The sequence below is a fragment of the Faecalibacterium sp. OF04-11AC genome, from assembly GCF_003460645.1.
In the GTDB taxonomy this organism is placed as follows: Bacteria; Bacillota; Clostridia; order Oscillospirales; family Ruminococcaceae; genus Faecalibacterium; species Faecalibacterium prausnitzii_I.
Genome location: NZ_QTVP01000004.1, coordinates 51,854 through 69,605, shown reverse-complemented (window position 1 = coordinate 69,605; position 17,752 = coordinate 51,854). Strand labels below are relative to the sequence as shown.

Genomic DNA, 17,752 nt, shown 5'->3' with positions numbered 1-17,752 from the left:
TGCTCCTCCATGGGAAAATCGTTAATCCAGCGTTTCGTCCAGACCCAGACGGATCAGCAGCTCCTTGGCGGCATTGTAACCCATCTTCTTCTGGCGGTTGTTGATGGCTGCCGTTTCCAGCACGACAGCCATATTACGGCCAGGCGAAACCGGGATGCTGGTACTGGGAATGCTCACACCCAGAATATCACAATACTCGCTTTCGAGGCCGGTACGCTGGTAGTTCTTGGTGGGGTCCCAGGGCTCCAGCTGCACCACAAGGTCGAGGCTCTCGCTCACTTTAACAGCACCCACACCAAAAATACGGGCCACATTGACAATGCCAATGCCGCGCAGCTCAATAAAGTGGCGAATGTTTTCCGGTGCCGTGCCCATGATCTGGCGGTTGGAAACTTTGCGCAGTTCCACGGCGTCATCCGCTACGAGACGATGGCCGCGCTTGACCAGCTCAATGGCCAGCTCGCTCTTTCCAATGCCGCTGTCACCCAGAATAAGAATGCCCTCGCCGTACACTTCCACCAGCACACCGTGGCGGGTGATGCGGGGGGCAAGTTCCAGATTCAGCACACTGATGAGGCTGCCCATCAATGTGCAGGTCGTCTCATTGGAACGCAGCAGCGCCACACCGTGTTTTTTTGCCAGTTCCAGCATCTCGGGAAACGGCTCCAGTTCTTCACTGCGGCCCACGATAACAGCAGGCGGCTGCTGCCGGAACAGCTGATCCAGACGCTCCCGACGCTTTTCCTCCGGGAGGCCCGCCAGAAAGTTCATCTCCGCCAAGCCCATGATCTGCAGACGCAACTTATCAAAATAATCATAGTAACCCGCCAGGAACAGGCCCGGACGGTTGACCTCTGCAATTTCAACACTGATGTTTTCCAGATCCTGCGGCGTGTAAACCACGTCCATACTGACTTTCTCCGTCAGCTTTTTGAGCGAAACGGTGAAGTTCCCCATCGTTTTTCCTCCTGTAGGCTCTTTTCATCTGATGCACTGGTTCAAAATGGGGGCATCGCACCCCATCTTGTCTGTCAAAAACAACATTGGTGCATCTAAAAGCGAAACAAGCCATCTGCCAATAAGTGGAAAGCATAATAAAGCATAATATAGTATGCTTACGAGAGTTCTAGTACACTATATTATAGCAAACCAGCATAAAAAATAAAAGACCCCTGACAACCTTTCTAAGTGCGGATCACATCGCTGGCCCGTAAGCGCGGGTAGATCTTGGAGTTACAACATCCCATTTTCTTCTGCTTCCCGCTCCATCAAAAATCCAGAGAATCTTTTCCTGAATTGCTTCATTTGCTTGCATCCGCTGCCGATTCCTTTATAATAAAGGTAGGCACCTCACGGATGTGTTGTATCCTTTACATGAGTTTTACATTTGGCTGATTTCCGATTTTACATTTCATCTTTATACTCATAGTGTAGGAAAATAACACGTCAAATCAAAGTGAGGAACACGAAATGACTATTTTCAATGTCTTTTCCTTGTTCGGCGGCCTGGCCCTGTTCTTGTTCGGCATGGACATTATGGGCAAGGCGCTGGAGAAGCAGGCAGGCGGCCAGCTACAGAAGATCCTGAGCAAGCTGACCGATAGCCCCATCAAGGGATTTTTCCTGGGCCTGTGCGTAACCGCGATCATTCAGTCTTCCAGTGCCACCACCGTTATGGTGGTCGGCTTTGTCAACAGCGGCATCATGGAGCTGCACCAGGCCATTGGCGTGATTATGGGCAGCAACGTGGGCACCACTGTTACCAGCTGGATTTTAAGCCTTTCCGGCCTGCAGGGCGACAGCCTGCTCATCCAGATGCTCAAACCCACTTCGTTCAGTCCGGTGCTGGCATTTATCGGCATCCTGCTGTATATGGGCAAAAACGAAAAGCGCAAGGGCATTGGCACCATCATGATCGGCTTTGCCATCCTGATGACCGGCATGACCACGATGTCCAACGCGGTGGCTCCCCTGCAGGACGAAGCCTGGTTCACCAACCTCTTTGTCCGCTTCTCCAACCCCATTCTGGGCGTGCTGGTGGGTGCCATTGTTACCGGCGTCATCCAGTCCTCCAGTGCCAGTGTCGGCATCCTGCAGGCCTTGAGCGCCACGGGCGTTATCACTTACGGCAGTGCCATCCCCATCATCATGGGCCAGAATATTGGTACTTGCGTCACTGCACTGCTCTCCTCGGTGGGTGCCAACAAGAATGCCCGCCGGGCTGCTATGGTCCATCTGTACTTCAACATCATCGGCGTCATGCTGTTCCTGATCATTTTCTATGGTTTGAACAGCGTGCTGCACTTCACCTTTGTCAATGACACCATCGCGGCCTGGGGCATTGCCGTGGTCCACTCCACGTTCAACATTGCTGCCACTGTGGTTCTGCTCCCCTTTGCAGGTCTGCTTGAAAAGCTGGCCATCCTGACCATCCCGGACGACACTCAGAAAGAGAGCTTTGCCTTGCTGGATGAGCGTCTGCTCAATACGCCTGCCATGGCTGTGGAGCGTGCCCGTGCCGCAACCGCCGAGATGGCTGAGCTTGCCCGCGTGGGTGTGTTCCAGGCCATGAGCCTGACGCACAAATGGGACGACACTCTGGCCGAAAAGGTCAAAGAGGAAGAAAGCAAAGTTGATAAGTATGAGGACGCCCTCGGCACTTATCTGGTCAAGCTTTCCGGCCGGGAGCTGAACCACGCTGACAGCCAGAGCGTCAACACCCTGCTCCACACCATCAGCGATTTTGAGCGCATCAGCGACCATTCGGTCAACCTGCTCAAATCTGCCGATGAGATGCACACCAAGAACGTACAATTCTCCCAGGATGCCCAGGAAGAGCTGCAGGTGCTGGAAGACGCTGTGCAGGACACGCTGAACCGCACCACGGAAGCTTTCCGCAAGGGCGACCTGCATCTGGCCAGTAAGGTCGAGCCGTTGGAGCAGGTGGTGGATGAGCTGGTGCGTGCCATCAAGGCCCGCCATATTGCCCGCCTGCAGGCCGGCAGCTGCTCCATTGAATACGGTTTTGTGCTGGATGATCTGCTGACCAACTATGAGCGTGTCTGCGACCACTGCAGTAATGTGGCCGTGGCACAGATCGAGGTCGCGCAGGACAGCTTTGATACTCACGCATACCTCAACGACCTGCGCAGCGGCAACGCTGCCAAGGAGAGCGAAGTGTTCCAGCGCCGTCTGGACCGCTACCGCGAGCGTTATATTTTCCCGGAAAATGAAACCACCCCAACGGAGGAAAAACAGGGATGATCTATATTGTAGAGGACGATGCCGCCATCCGCGAGCTGGAACAGTATGCACTGCAGTCCAGTGGCTATCAGGTCAACAGCTTCCCCTCGTCAGAGCCGTTCTGGCAGGCAATGCGCACGGCGGAGCCGGAGCTAGTGATCCTGGATGTGATGCTGCCGGGCGAAGATGGCTTTTCCATCCTGAAAAAGCTGCGCAACACCCCCTCCCTGCGGAGGCTGCCCATCATCATGGTCACGGCCAAATCCAGTGAGCTGGACACCGTGCGCGGGCTGGATTGCGGTGCGGACGATTATATCACCAAGCCTTTTGGCATCATGGAGTTCCTGAGCCGGGTGCGGGCAGCCCTCCGCCGCTCGGAGCCCGAGACTCATACCAGCGTCTACAGCTTCCATGAGATCCTGCTGGACAACGCCCGCCACAGCGTGACGGTCAGCGGCGTCAATGTAGACCTGACCTACAAGGAGTACAGCCTGCTGCGGCTTCTGCTGGAGCACACCAACCTGGTCGTGACCCGTGAGACCATCCTGCAGGTGGTCTGGGGCACGGACATTTCGGTGGAGAGCCGCACCGTGGACATGCACATCCGCACCCTGCGCAAAAAGCTGGGTGACGCGGGCAAATACATCTGTACTGTCCGCAAGGTGGGCTACAAGCTGGCGGACAGTGAGGAGGAACCCGAAGAATGAAACCACGCAGTATGGAAGAAAAAATCGGCTATCGGCTGTTCCTGATGGGATTTGTGGGCCTGTTATGCACGGCAGCACTCTGTATTTTTGTATTCCATAAGGCGTTCCGCACACAGGTCTGGACGGCAATGGAGCACGAAGCGGATCTGGTATCCGCCGGGTATCGTCTTTCCGGTGACCCGCGGCAGCTCAGTGCATACAGCACCAGCAGCCTGCGCATCACGCTCATTGACCCGGACGGCAATGTTCTGTTTGAATCCGCCACGGCACAGCCGCTGGAAAATCATCTCACCCGCCCGGAGATCCAGCAGGCCATGCAAAGCGGGGTCGGGCGCGACTGCCGCGATTCCCAGACCACCGGATATGAAACCTATTACTACGCTCTCCTGCTCCCCAGCGGCGAGATCCTGCGCGTAGCGCAGGATTCTGAGACGACCTGGTCTATCTACGATGATGCCATCCCCGCCATCATCCTGAGCTGTGTGCTGATGATGGCCGCGGCTGCACTCATGGCCGGGCTGCTGACCAAAAGCCTTGTGCAGCCGGTGCTGAAGATGACGGATGATCTTGACCGCATCCAGGACAATGTGCCCTACAAAGAGCTCATTCCTTTTGCAGAGAGCATCCATTCGGACCGCCTGCTGCGGGAGAACAATGAAAAAATGCGGCAGGAGTTTACGGCCAATGTCAGTCATGAGCTCAAAACGCCGCTTACCAGCATCTCCGGCTATGCAGAGCTCATTGAAACAGGCATTGCACAGCCCAAAGACATCCCGGATTTTGCCCGGAAGATCCATGTGGAAGCATCCCGGATGATCCAGCTGGTCAACGATATCTTGCAGCTGTCCAATCTGGACAATGTCAGTGAGGCCGGTACGCCCCTCACGATGGAGACGGTTGATCTGCTGGAGGTCGCCAGAGAGTGCGTGGAGCGGCAGAAAGTCAACGCCAAGCGTTCCTTTATCTCCCTCACCTACCTGGGCGAGAGTGCTCCCGTGCTGGGCAGCCGCAGCCTGCTGGACGAGCTGTGCCAGAACCTGTGCGACAACGCCATCCGCTACAACCGCCCCGGCGGCAAAGTCCAGATCATTACCGCCTGTACCCGGGACGGCCACTGCTCCCTCACCGTGAAAGACAACGGCATCGGCATCCCGGAAGAAGCGCAATCCAGTGTGTTTGAGCGCTTTTACCGGGTGGATAAGAGCCGGAGCAAAGCCACCGGCGGCACCGGCCTGGGGCTGGCCATCGTCAAGCACATTGCCCGGATCCACAACGCCCGCATCAAGCTGGAAAGCGAGATCGGCGAGGGCACGACCATTACCGTGCTGTTTGAGACGGCACATTAAAATTCATCCCAGAAATATTACGTCTGCCTGCACTACCGGGCAGGCGTTTTTTGCTGTCAGAAACGCTGTTTTTCGTCCATCCCGCAGCGCGCACGCTCCCCAGCGAGAGGATATCCGCCCCGGCATCCCAGCAGCGCTGGACGGTCTCAACGCATAGTGCTTCCAGTTTCCGGCACTGCGTTTCTGTAGGCGTGGCAGATGCCGCTTTTTTCTGGAATGTCAGCTGGACGGTAAAGCCATCCCCTGCTGCCTGCACCCCCAGCACACCGCGGCGGATAGCGATGGGCGTTTCCTCCACTATAAACGTATGCTCCTGCCCATATTCCAGCAGCACACGGGCCATCTCGGTTTCTTCTTCAGTCAGGCTGAAGATGCCCGTCTCCGTCAGCAGCAGCGCTTCTTTTTGGAGCGTTATGCTCCCCTCTTTCAGCTGTACCACCGGGAGCAGCAGTCCTTTCCCCCGCTCATACAGGTGTGGTGCACACTCTGCCGTATCCTTGGCGCATTGGAGCAGCTGCTCCGGGAAACGCTCTTCCTCTTCTGCCGGGCCAGAAGCTCCTCACAGCCGGGCGTCACCGCCAGCACCCGGGTGGCCAGCCGGAGGTCCGCCCGTTCACAAAAGAGCGGCTCACAGGCGGAAAGCTCCCCCCGCAGGCTGCCGGTATTCAAAAACAGATACTCACACAGGCGGTAGCTGGGCCGCTGAGGCAGATGCTCCTCCGCCGCAAAGAGGGCCTGCTCCAGCGTTTTGCCGGTCCCGGCACAAAGCTGCACGGAAGCAGCCGCATCCGAGGAGTCAGCCGCAGCCTCCGGGAATTGATAGAGCAGTGCCACATTCCACTGCTCAGGTGTCTGTTCCAGCAGCAGCGCCCGAACAATGCTTTTTTCGGTGTTTTCACTCCGCAGGAAAACGCCGCACCAGCAGAGCAGCAACCCCAGCAGCAAAAGCCGCAGTGTGGCCCGGCGGCTCATGGGCTTACCTCACAGACACTTCGGCCGCAGAACTTCTCCCAGAGCAGCCGGAGGATGTGGACCAGCACACAGATGCGGAAGAACATTGCGGCCAGCCAGAGAAGCAGAAAAACCGCGTCGAACCGGGAAAAGGCCCCCAGTGTCCAGGAACGTAGCAGCTCATAGCCGGGCAGGCCGCTCCCCTGCCGTGCGCCAAATAAAAGCGCCATTCCAAAGCAGAACGCTGCCTGCACCCCAAAGCTGCCCAGCGGCATCCAGACCGCCTTGCGCCACTGCCGCTGCGGGCAAAGAAAGGTCAGTGCGAAATATTCCGGGTAGAGTATCTGCCCAAAATCTGCCCCTGTAAAACGGTACGATGCCGGAAATAAATTCTGCCAGTGCAGCTGCCCGGCAAGCCCCGCTGCACAGAGCAGAGCCCCCAGCCCTGCCAGCCACCAGAGTACCCGGGAGGAGCGGTCCAATACAGCCTCCGGCAGCGCCCAGCCTGCCCAGAGCAGCAGCGGCAGAACGCTGAGCGCCGCCATGGAAGAAAACTGGCTCCAGCAGACTTCCTGTGCTGTGCGGACAGTTCGTATCAGCTCCACTGCAAACCAGAGTCCGGACACTCCGCAGCCCAGACGGGAGAAGACACCTTTTCCAGAGAAAAGCTCCCGGGCCTGAAACTCCGCTGCCAACAGTGCGGAAAGCAAACAGAGCCCCAGCGCTGCCGGGAACCCCCACAGGAGAAAGCTCCAGGCAGAAAGTTCTTCTGTTTTGAGGAAATTGGACGCCAGGCTGGAAGCAGCCAGTCCTAAAAACAGAGTCTGCGGAGCAAAACCGCCGTTCACTGCAGGTTGATTCATTCCGGTTTCCTCCTTTGCCAGATCGTAAATGGGTTGCGGGACAAGACACGGTAGTTGCGCCGGATGACCCCGTCACTCGAGAATGAGATATCGTTCAGATACGGAACTCCCAGCGCCGAAACCTGTGTCAGCCCAAAGAGAACAAACAGCCCGGCACTGACCAGCCCCACCGGGCCCGCAAGACCGGCTGCCAGCACCACCAGAAGCCGCAGCAGCGTGGCCGGCTCATAAAGAGAGGGCGTAATAAAAATCGCCACGGACGTAATGCCCGCCACCAGCAGCACCGGGGTACTCATCAGGCCTGCAGCAATGGCGGCGTCTCCCACAATGAGCGCCGCCACCAGACTGACCGAATGCCCCAGTGTTTGGGGCATCCGCAGCCCGGCCTCCCGGATGATCTCTAAGATCAGGATGATCATAACCATTTCGGCAAACAGCGGCAGCGGCGTGGCTTTTTCGGCCGCCTCGATTTTAAAGAGCAATATCGGCGGAAGCAGCTCTGGCAGATACACGGCGGTGCAGACGAAAGCCCCCGGCAGGAAAATGCTCAGGTAAAAGGCTCCATATTTCAAAATACGCAGGAAAGACGAAAAAAAGGCCGTGGTGGCATAATCGTCCAGACAATCAAAGTTTTCGCAAAAAGGGTGGGCAAAATCATGGCAGAGGGGCTGCCATTGACCAGAACAATGATTTTCCCCTCGCAGAGTTTTGCCGCTGCCACCGCCGGGCGCTCGGTATAGCTGACTGGAGAAAACAGCCGGAAGCGGCATGGAAAGAGCCAGGGCACAAAATAGCTGGAATCCAGCAGCAGCTCCGGCTTTGCCTGCGCCAGGATCTTCCGTACCTGCGCAAGCGCTCCGGGACTGACTTTCCCCTTGCAGTAGCAAAGCGCGTACTCGGTTTTCATCTCACAGTCCGCCTGCGTTACTTCCTGCACCAGCTGTTCGGTTCGGATGAGCCGCCGCAGCAGGCTCAGGTTGACCCGCAGCAGATCCGCAAACCCCTCCCGGGAGCCCCGGAGATTCCCCTCCCCTGCCGGTTCTTCCACCGAGCGAAACTTGAAGCTCTGGACCGAGAACGCGATGCCCTGTGCACAGCCATCCAGCAGCAGAACGGCCATCCCGGCTGTCAGCCGCCTGGTCAGATCGTCCAGTGTCTCTACGGGGCTGCTCTCCGCCGGGAGGCCGGAATGGTGCAGCAGTAAATCAAAGACGGCACTCCCGCCCGGCGTTTCATCCAGTGCGGGAGTGCGGCGGCTGACAGCGTCCAGCAAAAGCTCCCAGAGCGATTCCAGGCTGGCCATCCCGTCAAAAAGCACCAGCGCCCCGCGGCAGTGGTAAAGCTCGACCTCCTTGGAATAAAAATCCGCCGAGCTGCCAAACATTTCGTTAAGCAGGGCGAGATTCTCCGTTAGTTTCGGTGAAAGCTGCGGCAAAATACCCCCTCCTTTCTCCAAGCAGTATGCCCCGCCCTGCCAACGATATTCCAAGCCAATGGAGGGCCCCGCCTTGAAACTGTTAATCTTCCGCACCATTTTAATTTATCTCTGCGTGCTGTTTTCCATGCGGCTGATGGGTAAGCGCCAGCTGGGAGAGCTGCAGCCGGAGGAGCTTGTCTCCACCATCCTCATCTCCAATCTGGCCTCCATCTCCATTGAATCCGAAGAAGTGCCTGTTACCGCCAGCCTCATCCCGCTTTTTCTGATCGCCGCGCTGGAACTGCTGGGGTCTGTGCTCAGTTTCCGGAGCCAGTGGTTTTTCAACCTGATGTCCGGGCGGCCCAAGACCGTGATCCTGGATGGGCAAATCGACCAGAACGCTTTACGGATGCTTCGGCTGACTGTGACCGATCTGATGGAAGCCCTGCGCGGAAAGGACATTTTTGACCCCCGGGATGTTTCCTATGCCGTCATTGAGACGAACGGCAATCTTTCCGTCGCCCTGCGGCCGGAACGGGAACCGGCCCGGCTGGCCGATCTGCAGCTGAAGACCACCCAGACCAACGCCACCATCCCCTTTGTCCTGGACGGGCAGGTTCTGGAAGACAACCTCCACTGGTGCGGTAAGAATCATGCCTGGCTGGAACGCACCGCAGAGGCTAACACCGTCCTGATCTCTGAAATTTTACTGCTTGTGGGCAATGAGACAGAGGACTATTTCCTGCTCAAAAAAGAGAGCCGCCACTCCGGCAGCTCCCGCAAAAAGGATGCGTGAGGTCTATGAGACGAATTTACGCCTGTATTGCCATTGTGGCCGTGCTGTTGATGGCAGCTTTTTACAGCAGCTGGAAAGTACAGCACTTTGCCGAGGAGATTTTTTCTGACATTGACACCGCCATGGAAGCCGTCCGGGATGAGGATTTCACAACCGCCCGCAAGGCATTGGCCCATGGGGCTGACCTGTGTGACCAGATGCGGATGCACATGAACCACCTGCTCCGCACCGAGGATTTTACAGAGCTGGAAGCCTCCCTCCGCGCGGCAGACGGCCACCTGGAAATGAACGCCGCCGAGGAGGCTTTTGGGGAGCTGCGCCGGGCACAGGTCCAGGTGGAAACGATGGAATGGCTGGCCCAGCGGATCATCTGAACAGGCAAATAAAAAAGCCGTACCGGCTCCGGAACAAATTGTCCGGAAACCGACACGACTTTTACTGTATTTGCGTCTTATTTCTTGCGGTCGCCCATCAGTTTTTTCAGTTCATTAAAAAAGCTCTCGACATCCGCAAACTGCTGGTAGACCGAGGCAAAGCGGACATAAGCCACTTCGTCGATCTTTTTCAGTTCCTGCATCGTCAGCTCTCCAATGCGGACGCTGGTCACCTCGCGGTCATAGGAGCTCATCAGGCTCTGCTCAATGCTACTGACAGCACGCTCCAGCGTCTCGTAACTGACGGGGCGCTTGGCGCAGGCCCGCAGCATGGCGTTGAGCAGCTTCTGGCGGTCGAACGGCTCACGGGAGTTGTCTTTTTTGATGACGATGAGGGGCACCGTTTCCACTACCTCATAGGTGGTAAAGCGCATGTGGCAGCGCAGGCATTCCCGGCGGCGGCGAATGCGCTCTCCGTCTTCGGTCGGGCGGGAATCGATCACCTTGGATTCTTCATCCCCGCAATAAGGACATTTCATAGTAGTTCCTCCTGAATTCGGCCTTTTTCGCCGGAAATGGGAAATGGCTGTGGGCCATCAGTTCTTGTCCGCCTTTTTGCGCTCGCTCCAGACGACCCATGCGGAAGTGGAAACACAGAGCGAGGTGTACACACCGCTGATCATACCCATCATCAGCGGGAATGCAAAGGTGAAGATGCTGTCCAGGCCATACAGCTTGGAGATGATGCACATAACGCCCAGCGCCATCACCGTTGTCACCGTGGTGATGACGGTACGGCGGGCCGACTGGTTGACGGAGTGGTTGACCAGCTCTTCAAAGGTAGATTTCTTGCCCATCAGGCTGCGGTTTTCGCGGATACGGTCATAGACCACAACGGTATCGTTGATGGAGTAGCCCAGGATGGTGAGCATGGCGGCAATAAAGTTGCCATCCAGCGGGGTGCGCAGGAGCACAAAGGTGCCAAACACCACCATCAGGTCGTTGAGCAGGGCCAGCACGGCCATCATGCCGCCCGTCAGGCCGCCGATCTTCTTGAAGCGGAACGCGATGTACAGCAGGATCAGCACCAGTGCAAACATCACAGCCACCAGACTCTTCTGGAGGAACTTGGTGCCCATTGCCGCGCTCACGTTGCTCAGAGAGAGCTGGGCAAAGGCATTGCCCGGGTACTGCTCGTTCAGAGAATCCAGCAGGTTCTGCACCTCGTCGGTGGTCACGGTCTCGGTGCCGGGCATCGAGATCTTCAGCGTCTGCTCCCCGGTGGCAACGTTCTCGCCGGTCTGCAGGGTCAGGTCATTGCTGCCCAGTGCGGCGGAAGCCGTCTTCTGAACAGCAGAGAGGTCAAAGCTGTCCTCGTAGCTCAGGGTGATCATTGCACCGCCCGTGAACTCGGTGTCCAGCCGGACGCCCAGCACCACGGCGCAGAGGACGATGGCTGCCATCAGGCAGGCGGAAATGGTCAGGAAGCGCTTGCGCAGGGAGACAAAGTTGATGGGCTTCTTCTCTGCCGGTGCGTTTTTGTCTGCACCATACAGCCACGGGTTGCGCAGCGCCTTGATGGACGCGGCGCCACGGATCATCACGCGGGTAGCGAACACGCCAAACACAAAGTTGAGCAGAACGCCTGTGAGCAGCGTGTAGCCAAATGCGTAGATGGTGCCAGCCGTAGAGGGGCCAAAGGCAAAGAACACAAAGTGCAGTGCCTTGGCAAACAGACCATCCGAGGGGCCAAAGGCACCCATCAGCACGATGGCGACGATGACGATGGTCACGTTGCCGTCAATGATGGGAGTCAGGCCGCGGGCAAAACCGCTCTTGAGGGCACCGTCCAGCGATTTGCCGCTGCGCAGTTCCTCCTTGATGCGCTCTGCCGTAATGACATTGGCGTCCACGCCCATGCCGATGGCCAGGATAATGCCCGCGATACCGGGCAGGGTGAGCGTAAAGCTCTCAAACACCGGGAAGTAACCGGAAACAAACGCCAGCGTTGCCGCCACCTGTCCGGCCAGCGCGATGCAGGCCAGGAAGCCCGGCAGACGGTAGAGGGCCGTCATCAGCACCACGATGAGGGCAAAGGCAATAAGGCCTGCCAGCACCATGGCGCTGAGGCTGTTCTCGCCCAGGCTGGGGCTGACGGTAGAATAGCTGTCCACCGTCAGAGCGAAAGGCAGCGAGCCGGAGTTGATCTGGCGGGCCATCTTGACGACATCCTCTTGGGTGAACGGGTTGGATGCCGAGCTGGTGATGATGGCCTGTCCATCGGTGATGGCGGCATTGACGGACGCCGTGCTGACATTCTCATCGTCCAGCCAGATGCTGATGGTGCCGCCGGACTGGTACAGCCGGGTGGTAGCATCGCCGAACGCTTGGCACCCTCGTCCGTAAACTTGAGCGCGACATAGTATTCCGAGCTGCTGCCGCTGACAGGGCCGTACTGGGCCGCTGCACTCTCCACCATGGAGCCGTCCAGGATGAGCTCGCCGTCGGCACTGCTCCCCTCCCGGAACGTCAGGTAGGCGGTGGTGCCGATTTCCTCAATGGCGGCTTCCGGGTCGAAATTCGTCTCACCGGACTGCCACGGGAACTCGAGGATGAGGCTGTCGGAATTATTATCCACATACAGCTCATAGTCGGTCACATTGAGGGCCACCAGACGGTTCTCGATGACGAGCTGGGCTGCTTCCAGCTGGTCGTCGGTCGCGTCATAGTCATCGGACGGGACAAAGGTCACATTGACACCGCCCTTGATGTCCACACCAAAGCGGATGTCCTTTGCGCCTTTGAGGTAGGGAGTGGTCACATCACCATACTTGACCGCGACGCCAAAGAATGCCGTATAGACAAACGCCGCGATCAGCAAAACGGTGACGATCAACTGCCATGCTTTGCCTTTTGTCTTCATAAAAATCGGGAAACCTCCAAATATAATAAATCTCCACTGCGCCGTCCTTGCGGCGGTGCAGGGAGATTTTCAGCACGGGGAAACGGGGTTTATGCCTGCTTCTCTGCCAGCAGCTTTTCTGCTGCAGCCAGGCGGACACAGACACACAGCAGGTCCGAAGCGGTCTCCACCTCGTCCAGGCTGGGATAAGTGGGCGCAATGCGCAGGTGCGAATCGTCCGGGTCCTTGTGGTAGGGGTAAGCGGAGCCTGCGCCCGTCAGAGTCAGGCCAGCCTCTTTGCACAGGGCAGCCACCCGCTTGGCGCAGCCGGGCATCACATACAGGCTGATAAAATAGCCGCCCTTGGGATTGGTCCAATGGGCAATGTCGCCGCAAGGAGTCAGCTCCTCATTGAATGCGGTCTTCACCGCATCAAAGCAGGGCACCAGACGGCGACGATGCTTTGCCATGTGGGCCAGCACGCCCTCCTTGTTCTTCAGGAAGCGGACATGGCGCAGCTGGTTCATCTTATCATAGCTGATGATCATGACCGAGAAGCGCTTGCAGATGTACTTCATCATAGCTTCGCTGCAGGCCAGGGCGGAAACACCGGCGCCCGGGAACGTGATCTTGCTGGTGGAAGTGAACATGAAAACACGATCCTCATGGCCGTACTTCTTACACTCATTGAGCAGGACGGGCGTCTCGATGATCTCATCGGTCAGGTGGTGGACGATATAAGCCTCATCCCAGAAGATCTTGAAATCAGGGGCGGCTGTCTTCATAGCGGCAAAACGCTCAATGGTCTCATCGCTGTAGACATAGCCATCGGGATTGGAGTACTGGGGCACACACCAGATACCCTTGATGGTATCATCCTCTGCCACCAGTTTTTCGATCATATCCATATCCGGACCCGTGGGGCTCATGGGGATGTTAATCATCTCAAAGCCGAACTCCTCGGTGATGGCAAAGTGGCGGTCATAGCCCGGCACCGGGCAGAGGAACTTGCGCTTGGGCACCTGAGACCAGGGACAGGGCGACTCCGGGAAGCCGAACGTATAGCCCATGGAGACCAGATTGTACATCAGCTGCAGGCTGGAGTTTCCGCCCACGAAGACTTCCTCAGGTTTGACCCCCATCACATCGGCAAACAGCTCACGGGCCTCATGCAGGCCCTCCAGGTCGCCGTAGTTGCGGGCATCGGTGCCAGCGTCAGTAGTGTAATCCGTCATCTGCAAAAGTCCCATAGCCAGATCCATCTGGTGAGGGCCGGGTTTGCCGCGAGCCATGTTCAGCTTCAGGCCCATATCCTGAAATTTTTTATACGATTCTTCCAGCTTTGCTTTTTCAGCGGCCAGCTCTTTGCGGCTCATCTCAAAATAATTTGCCATAGTGCACACACTCCTTTATCGTACTTCCTTGGTTCCCACTGTGTCTGGGCTGCGTTTTTCCATACGCCCCTGCCAGAGAGCGTTTTTGCACTTTTGTTTCACTGCAATCCAGACTCTCATATTCTACTACATTTTGGCCGCAGAAACAAGTCGGATGCCGCAAAAAAGCCCCGCCAAAAGCAAAAAGCTTTCAGCGGGGCTTGCACTTCCCTGCTGTGGGCCGAGCCTCAGCTCAGGGAAGCCTGGTTTTTATAACGCTTGCGCACCGCACCATAGTCCATGTGGGCCTCGCCGCCCTCCACGGTATCCTTGTCGATGGTGACACGGACGATGGTAGGGTCGTTGGGCACATCGTACATGATGGGCATGAGGATGCTCTCCATCACGCTGCGCAGGCCACGGGCACCAGTCTTGCGCTCAATGGTCTTGCGGGCAATGGCGTGGAGCGCCTCATCGGTGATCTCCAGCTCCACATTGTCCATGGACAGCAGCTCTTTGTACTGCTTGACCAGGCTGTTGCGGGGCTCCTTGAGCACGCGCACCAGAGCGTCCTCGTCCAGATCGTCCAGCACGGTGATGACCGGCAGGCGGCCGATCAGCTCCGGGATGAGGCCGAACTTGACCAGATCGTGGGGCTCCACCTTGCGCAGGAGGGCACGCTCCGCCTCTACGGAGTTATCCTTGAGGGGGCTGCCAAAACCCAGAGCGGACTTATCCGTGCGGCGCTGGATGTACTTGTCCAGGCCATCGAATGCACCACCGCAGATGAAAAGGATGTTGGTGGTATCGATCTGGATAAACTCCTGCTGGGGGTGCTTGCGGCCGCCCTGGGGCGGCACATTGCTCACGGTACCCTCCAGGATCTTCAGCAGGGCCTGCTGCACGCCCTCACCGCCCACGTCGCGGGTGATGGAGGGATTCTCACTCTTGCGGGTGATCTTATCGATCTCGTCGATATAGATAATGCCGATCTGTGCTTTCTGCACATCAAAGTCCGCTGCCTGGATGAGCTTGAGGAGAATGTTCTCCACATCCTCACCCACATAGCCAGCCTCCGTCAGGGTGGTGGCATCTGCGATCGCAAACGGAACACCGAGCATCTTGGCCAGCGTCTGGGCCAGCAGGGTCTTGCCGACGCCGGAGGGGCCCAGCAGCAGGACGTTGGACTTCTGCAGCTCCACGTCCGCGCCTTTGCCGCTCAGGATGCGCTTATAATGGTTGTAGACCGAGACGGCCAGCACACGCTTGGCCTCGTCCTGCCCGATGACATACTGATCCAGGCCCTCTTTGATCTCTGCCGGGGTCTTGATGTTGACCGACAGGCCATCTGTTGCCTGAATGCGGGCCCGGCTTGCACCGCCGCGGCTCGGGCGGCTGCCGCTCTGGTGATCCGGCTTGTCCGAGAGCAGGTCCGCACACAGGCCGATGCACTCGCTGCAGATATTGACGCCCGGGCCAATGATCATCCGCTCTACTTCGTCCTGATGCTTGCCGCAAAAACTGCAAACCAGATCTTTTTCGTTTTTATCTCTGCCGGAATTGTTGTTTGCCATAGCCGTTTTTCCTTATCCTGGGTGTATTGCGTTCCGCATGGGTTCAGCGGTGAGCGATGACCTCATCGATCAGGCCGTACGCCTTGGCTTCCTCTGCGGAGAGGAAGTTGTCGCGCTCGGTGTCCAGCTGCACCTTTTCCAGCGGCTGGCCGGTGTACTCGCTGAGCATCCGGTTCATCTTCTCGCGGGTGCGGACGATGTGATCGGCATGGATCTTGATGTCGGTCGCCTGGCCGGAAAGGCCGCCGCCCTGGCCGCCTGCAATAAGGGGCTGGTGGATCATGATTTCCGCGTTGGGCAGTGCAAAGCGCTTGCCCTTGGTGCCGCTTGCCAGCAGGAATGCCCCCATGGAGCTGCCATACCCATGCAGATGGTGGAGACATCGCACTTGATATACCGCATGGTATCATGGATGGCCATGCCTGCCGAGATGGAGCCGCCGGGGCTGTTGATATACAGGCTGATATCCTTATCCGGGTCCTGCCCTTCCAGATACAGCAGCTGTGCCACTACCAGACTGGCCGAAGTATCATTGACATCCTCGCTCAAAACGATGATACGGTCGTTCAGCAGACGGGAGAAGATATCGTAGGAACGCTCCCCGTGCGCCGACTGCTCGACAACGTAAGGAACAAAACTCATAGGGTTCGCCTCCTGAATGGAAAGTTTATAGTATTTGCAAAATTGACCGATACGGCCAGAAAGGGACTCCGCACCGTATCGGTCAATTTTAACAACCTTTGCTTACAGGGCCTGTGCCCTGCAATATGCGACCGTGTGCGCCAAATAAATTATTCAGCAGCCTCGGTCTTCTCGGCCTCAGCGGCCTTCTCCACGACATTGGCGTGGCTCTTGATGAAGTCGATGGCCTTGTTGACTGCCAGATCTTTCTTCAGATCCTCGACATTGACCAGCTCACGGACCTTGTCCTCTTCCATCTTGTACTGGTCAGCAATGCGCTTGATCTCAGCGCTGACGTCATCCTCAGAAGCCTCGATGTTCTCGGCAGCGGCAACAGCCTCCAGAGCCAGACGGATCTTGACCTGCTTCTCAGCCTGGGGCATAAAGGAAGCGCGGAACTGATCCATGCTCTGGCCCATATACTTCAGGTAGTCCTCGAGGCGCAGACCCTGCTGCTCCACGCGGAATGCGAAATCGTTGACCATCTCGTCCATACGGGTCTCGTACATGGCCTGGGGATCTCAGCCTCCATGCCCTCGATGACCTGATCGACCAGAGCGTTCTCAACAGCCAGATCGTCCTGCTTGTCGAGCTGCTCCTGGTTGTTCTTGCGGATGGAGTCCTTGAAAGCCTCCAGCGTGTCATACTCGGAAACGTCCTTGGCCAGCTCGTCGTCCAGCGCGGGCAGCTCCTTGTACTTGACCTCGTGCAGCTTGATCTTGAAGACAGCAGGCTTGCCAGCCAGCTCGGCAGCCTGATACTCCTCGGGGAACGTGACGTTGACGTCAAACTCCTCGCCAGCGGAGTGGCCGACGACCTGATCCTCAAAGCCGGGGATGAAGCTGCCGCTGCCCAGGGTCAGGCTGTAGTGCTCAGCCTTGCCGCCCTCGAAAGCAACACCGTCCACAAAGCCCTCGAAGTCGATATCCACGATATCGCCGTTCTCAGCAGCGCCCTCACGGGTCAGCTCACGGGCATTGCGCTCCTGCACACGCTTCAGCTCAGCGTCCACAGCCTCATCGGTAACAGTATGGACCGTCTTCTCAACGGTCAGACCATTGTAATTGCCAATCTTGACTTCGGGCTTGATGGCAACCTTAACGGTCAGGGTGCAGCCGTCAGCCTCGTTTGCAGAATCCACGGTGACCTCCGGGCGGCCAACGGGCTCGATGCCAGCTTCCTTGACGGCAGCCTCATAAGCAGCCGGGAACAGCTCGTTGATGGCATCATAGGTAAAGACGTCAGCGCCGTACATCTTCTCGATCAGAGCGCGGGGAGCCTTGCCCTTACGGAAGCCGGGCACTGCATACTTCTTGCCCTCTTTCTTGAAGACATCGGCCACCGCGGCCTTAAAGGCCTCAGCGTCGATGGAGAACTGCAGCTCTGCCATGCTCTTCTCGAGCTTTTCGCACTTGATGAATTTCATTTTGTTTATCCTCCACTCAAAAATTCTATTGCGTTGGGCAGCGGGAAAACTGCCTCTGCAACCGCGCACCGCGTCCTAGCTGTTTGCGAAATGCGGGGA

14 protein-coding genes and 3 pseudogenes are annotated in these 17,752 nt (G+C 57.4%); 5 read left to right on the top strand and 12 right to left on the bottom strand.

The features are described from left to right. Nucleotides 1–21 precede the first annotated feature (21 nt). A complete protein-coding gene (gene hprK, locus DXA70_RS03160; RefSeq protein ID WP_022257155.1) occupies nucleotides 22–957 on the bottom strand; it encodes an HPr(Ser) kinase/phosphatase in 936 nt (311 codons plus the stop codon). 513 nt (nucleotides 958–1,470) lie between these two features. On the opposite strand from hprK, the gene DXA70_RS03155 reads away from it, so the two are divergent. The 3 genes from DXA70_RS03155 to DXA70_RS03145 are packed head-to-tail and all read left to right on the top strand — an operon-like array spanning nucleotide 1,471 to nucleotide 5,296. Beyond that, nucleotides 1,471–3,264, top strand: coding sequence for a Na/Pi cotransporter family protein (locus tag DXA70_RS03155; protein WP_128117596.1), 1,794 nt, complete (start codon nucleotides 1,471–1,473; stop codon nucleotides 3,262–3,264). After that, complete coding sequence (locus tag DXA70_RS03150) at nucleotides 3,261–3,950, top strand: response regulator transcription factor (protein ID WP_128117595.1); 690 nt, start codon at nucleotides 3,261–3,263, stop codon at nucleotides 3,948–3,950. The genes DXA70_RS03155 and DXA70_RS03150 overlap by 4 nt, the downstream gene beginning before the upstream one ends. Beyond that, a complete protein-coding gene (locus tag DXA70_RS03145; RefSeq protein ID WP_128117594.1) occupies nucleotides 3,947–5,296 on the top strand; it encodes an ATP-binding protein in 1,350 nt (449 codons plus the stop codon). Before DXA70_RS03150 ends, DXA70_RS03145 begins: the two co-directional genes overlap by 4 nt. Here DXA70_RS03145 and DXA70_RS03140 read toward each other — a convergent pair. The 4 genes and pseudogenes from DXA70_RS03140 to DXA70_RS03125 form a co-directional block, all read right to left on the bottom strand. Beyond that, nucleotides 5,268–5,735 (bottom strand): hypothetical protein, encoded by a 468-nt coding sequence (locus tag DXA70_RS03140; RefSeq protein ID WP_128117593.1) that lies wholly within the window; start codon nucleotides 5,733–5,735, stop codon nucleotides 5,268–5,270. The two genes, DXA70_RS03145 and DXA70_RS03140, sit on opposite strands and share 29 nt — an antisense overlap. Beyond that, nucleotides 5,723–6,268: a hypothetical protein gene (locus DXA70_RS03135; RefSeq protein WP_128117592.1), complete on the bottom strand. Its 546-nt coding sequence runs from the start codon at nucleotides 6,266–6,268 to the stop codon at nucleotides 5,723–5,725. The genes DXA70_RS03140 and DXA70_RS03135 overlap by 13 nt, the downstream gene beginning before the upstream one ends. Continuing rightward, complete coding sequence (locus tag DXA70_RS03130; RefSeq protein ID WP_128117591.1) at nucleotides 6,265–7,110, bottom strand: hypothetical protein; 846 nt, start codon at nucleotides 7,108–7,110, stop codon at nucleotides 6,265–6,267. Before DXA70_RS03130 ends, DXA70_RS03135 begins: the two co-directional genes overlap by 4 nt. After that, a pseudogene (locus DXA70_RS03125) lies at nucleotides 7,107–8,494 on the bottom strand (spore germination protein). The gene DXA70_RS03130 and the pseudogene DXA70_RS03125 overlap by 4 nt, the downstream one beginning before the upstream one ends. Nucleotides 8,495–8,618: 124 nt before the next feature. Between DXA70_RS03125 and DXA70_RS03120 the strand changes: the two are divergent. Both DXA70_RS03120 and DXA70_RS03115 read left to right on the top strand, forming a co-directional pair. Then, nucleotides 8,619–9,323 (top strand): DUF421 domain-containing protein, encoded by a 705-nt coding sequence (locus DXA70_RS03120; protein WP_022257148.1) that lies wholly within the window; start codon nucleotides 8,619–8,621, stop codon nucleotides 9,321–9,323. 5 nt (nucleotides 9,324–9,328) lie between these two features. After that, nucleotides 9,329–9,697, top strand: coding sequence for a DUF4363 family protein (locus DXA70_RS03115; RefSeq protein ID WP_128117590.1), 369 nt, complete (start codon nucleotides 9,329–9,331; stop codon nucleotides 9,695–9,697). A gap of 77 nt (nucleotides 9,698–9,774) precedes the next feature. On the opposite strand, the gene nrdR is transcribed toward DXA70_RS03115, so the two are convergent. From nrdR to tig, 7 genes and pseudogenes are all read right to left on the bottom strand, one after another. Next, on the bottom strand, nucleotides 9,775–10,236 hold the full coding sequence (gene nrdR, locus DXA70_RS03110) for a transcriptional regulator NrdR (RefSeq protein ID WP_022257146.1): 462 nt from the start codon (nucleotides 10,234–10,236) through the stop codon (nucleotides 9,775–9,777). Between the two features lie 57 nt (nucleotides 10,237–10,293). Next, complete coding sequence (gene secF / locus DXA70_RS03105; protein WP_243001035.1) at nucleotides 10,294–11,916, bottom strand: protein translocase subunit SecF; 1,623 nt, start codon at nucleotides 11,914–11,916, stop codon at nucleotides 10,294–10,296. After that, on the bottom strand, nucleotides 11,874–12,620 hold the full coding sequence (locus DXA70_RS14050) for a hypothetical protein (protein WP_243001034.1): 747 nt from the start codon (nucleotides 12,618–12,620) through the stop codon (nucleotides 11,874–11,876). Before DXA70_RS14050 ends, secF begins: the two co-directional genes overlap by 43 nt. 89 nt (nucleotides 12,621–12,709) lie before the next feature. Continuing rightward, entirely contained in the window at nucleotides 12,710–13,993 is a 1,284-nt protein-coding gene (locus tag DXA70_RS03100) for an aminotransferase class I/II-fold pyridoxal phosphate-dependent enzyme (protein ID WP_128117589.1), read from the bottom strand. Between the two features lie 227 nt (nucleotides 13,994–14,220). Continuing rightward, the gene (gene clpX / locus DXA70_RS03095) at nucleotides 14,221–15,546 is read right to left on the bottom strand and encodes an ATP-dependent Clp protease ATP-binding subunit ClpX (RefSeq protein ID WP_112114849.1); all 1,326 of its coding nucleotides are present in this window, start codon (nucleotides 15,544–15,546) and stop codon (nucleotides 14,221–14,223) included. A gap of 43 nt (nucleotides 15,547–15,589) precedes the next feature. Beyond that, a pseudogene (locus DXA70_RS03090) lies at nucleotides 15,590–16,188 on the bottom strand (ATP-dependent Clp protease proteolytic subunit). A gap of 149 nt (nucleotides 16,189–16,337) precedes the next feature. Further along, nucleotides 16,338–17,653 (bottom strand): annotated as a pseudogene (tig, locus tag DXA70_RS03085) (trigger factor). Nucleotides 17,654–17,752 lie beyond the last annotated feature (99 nt).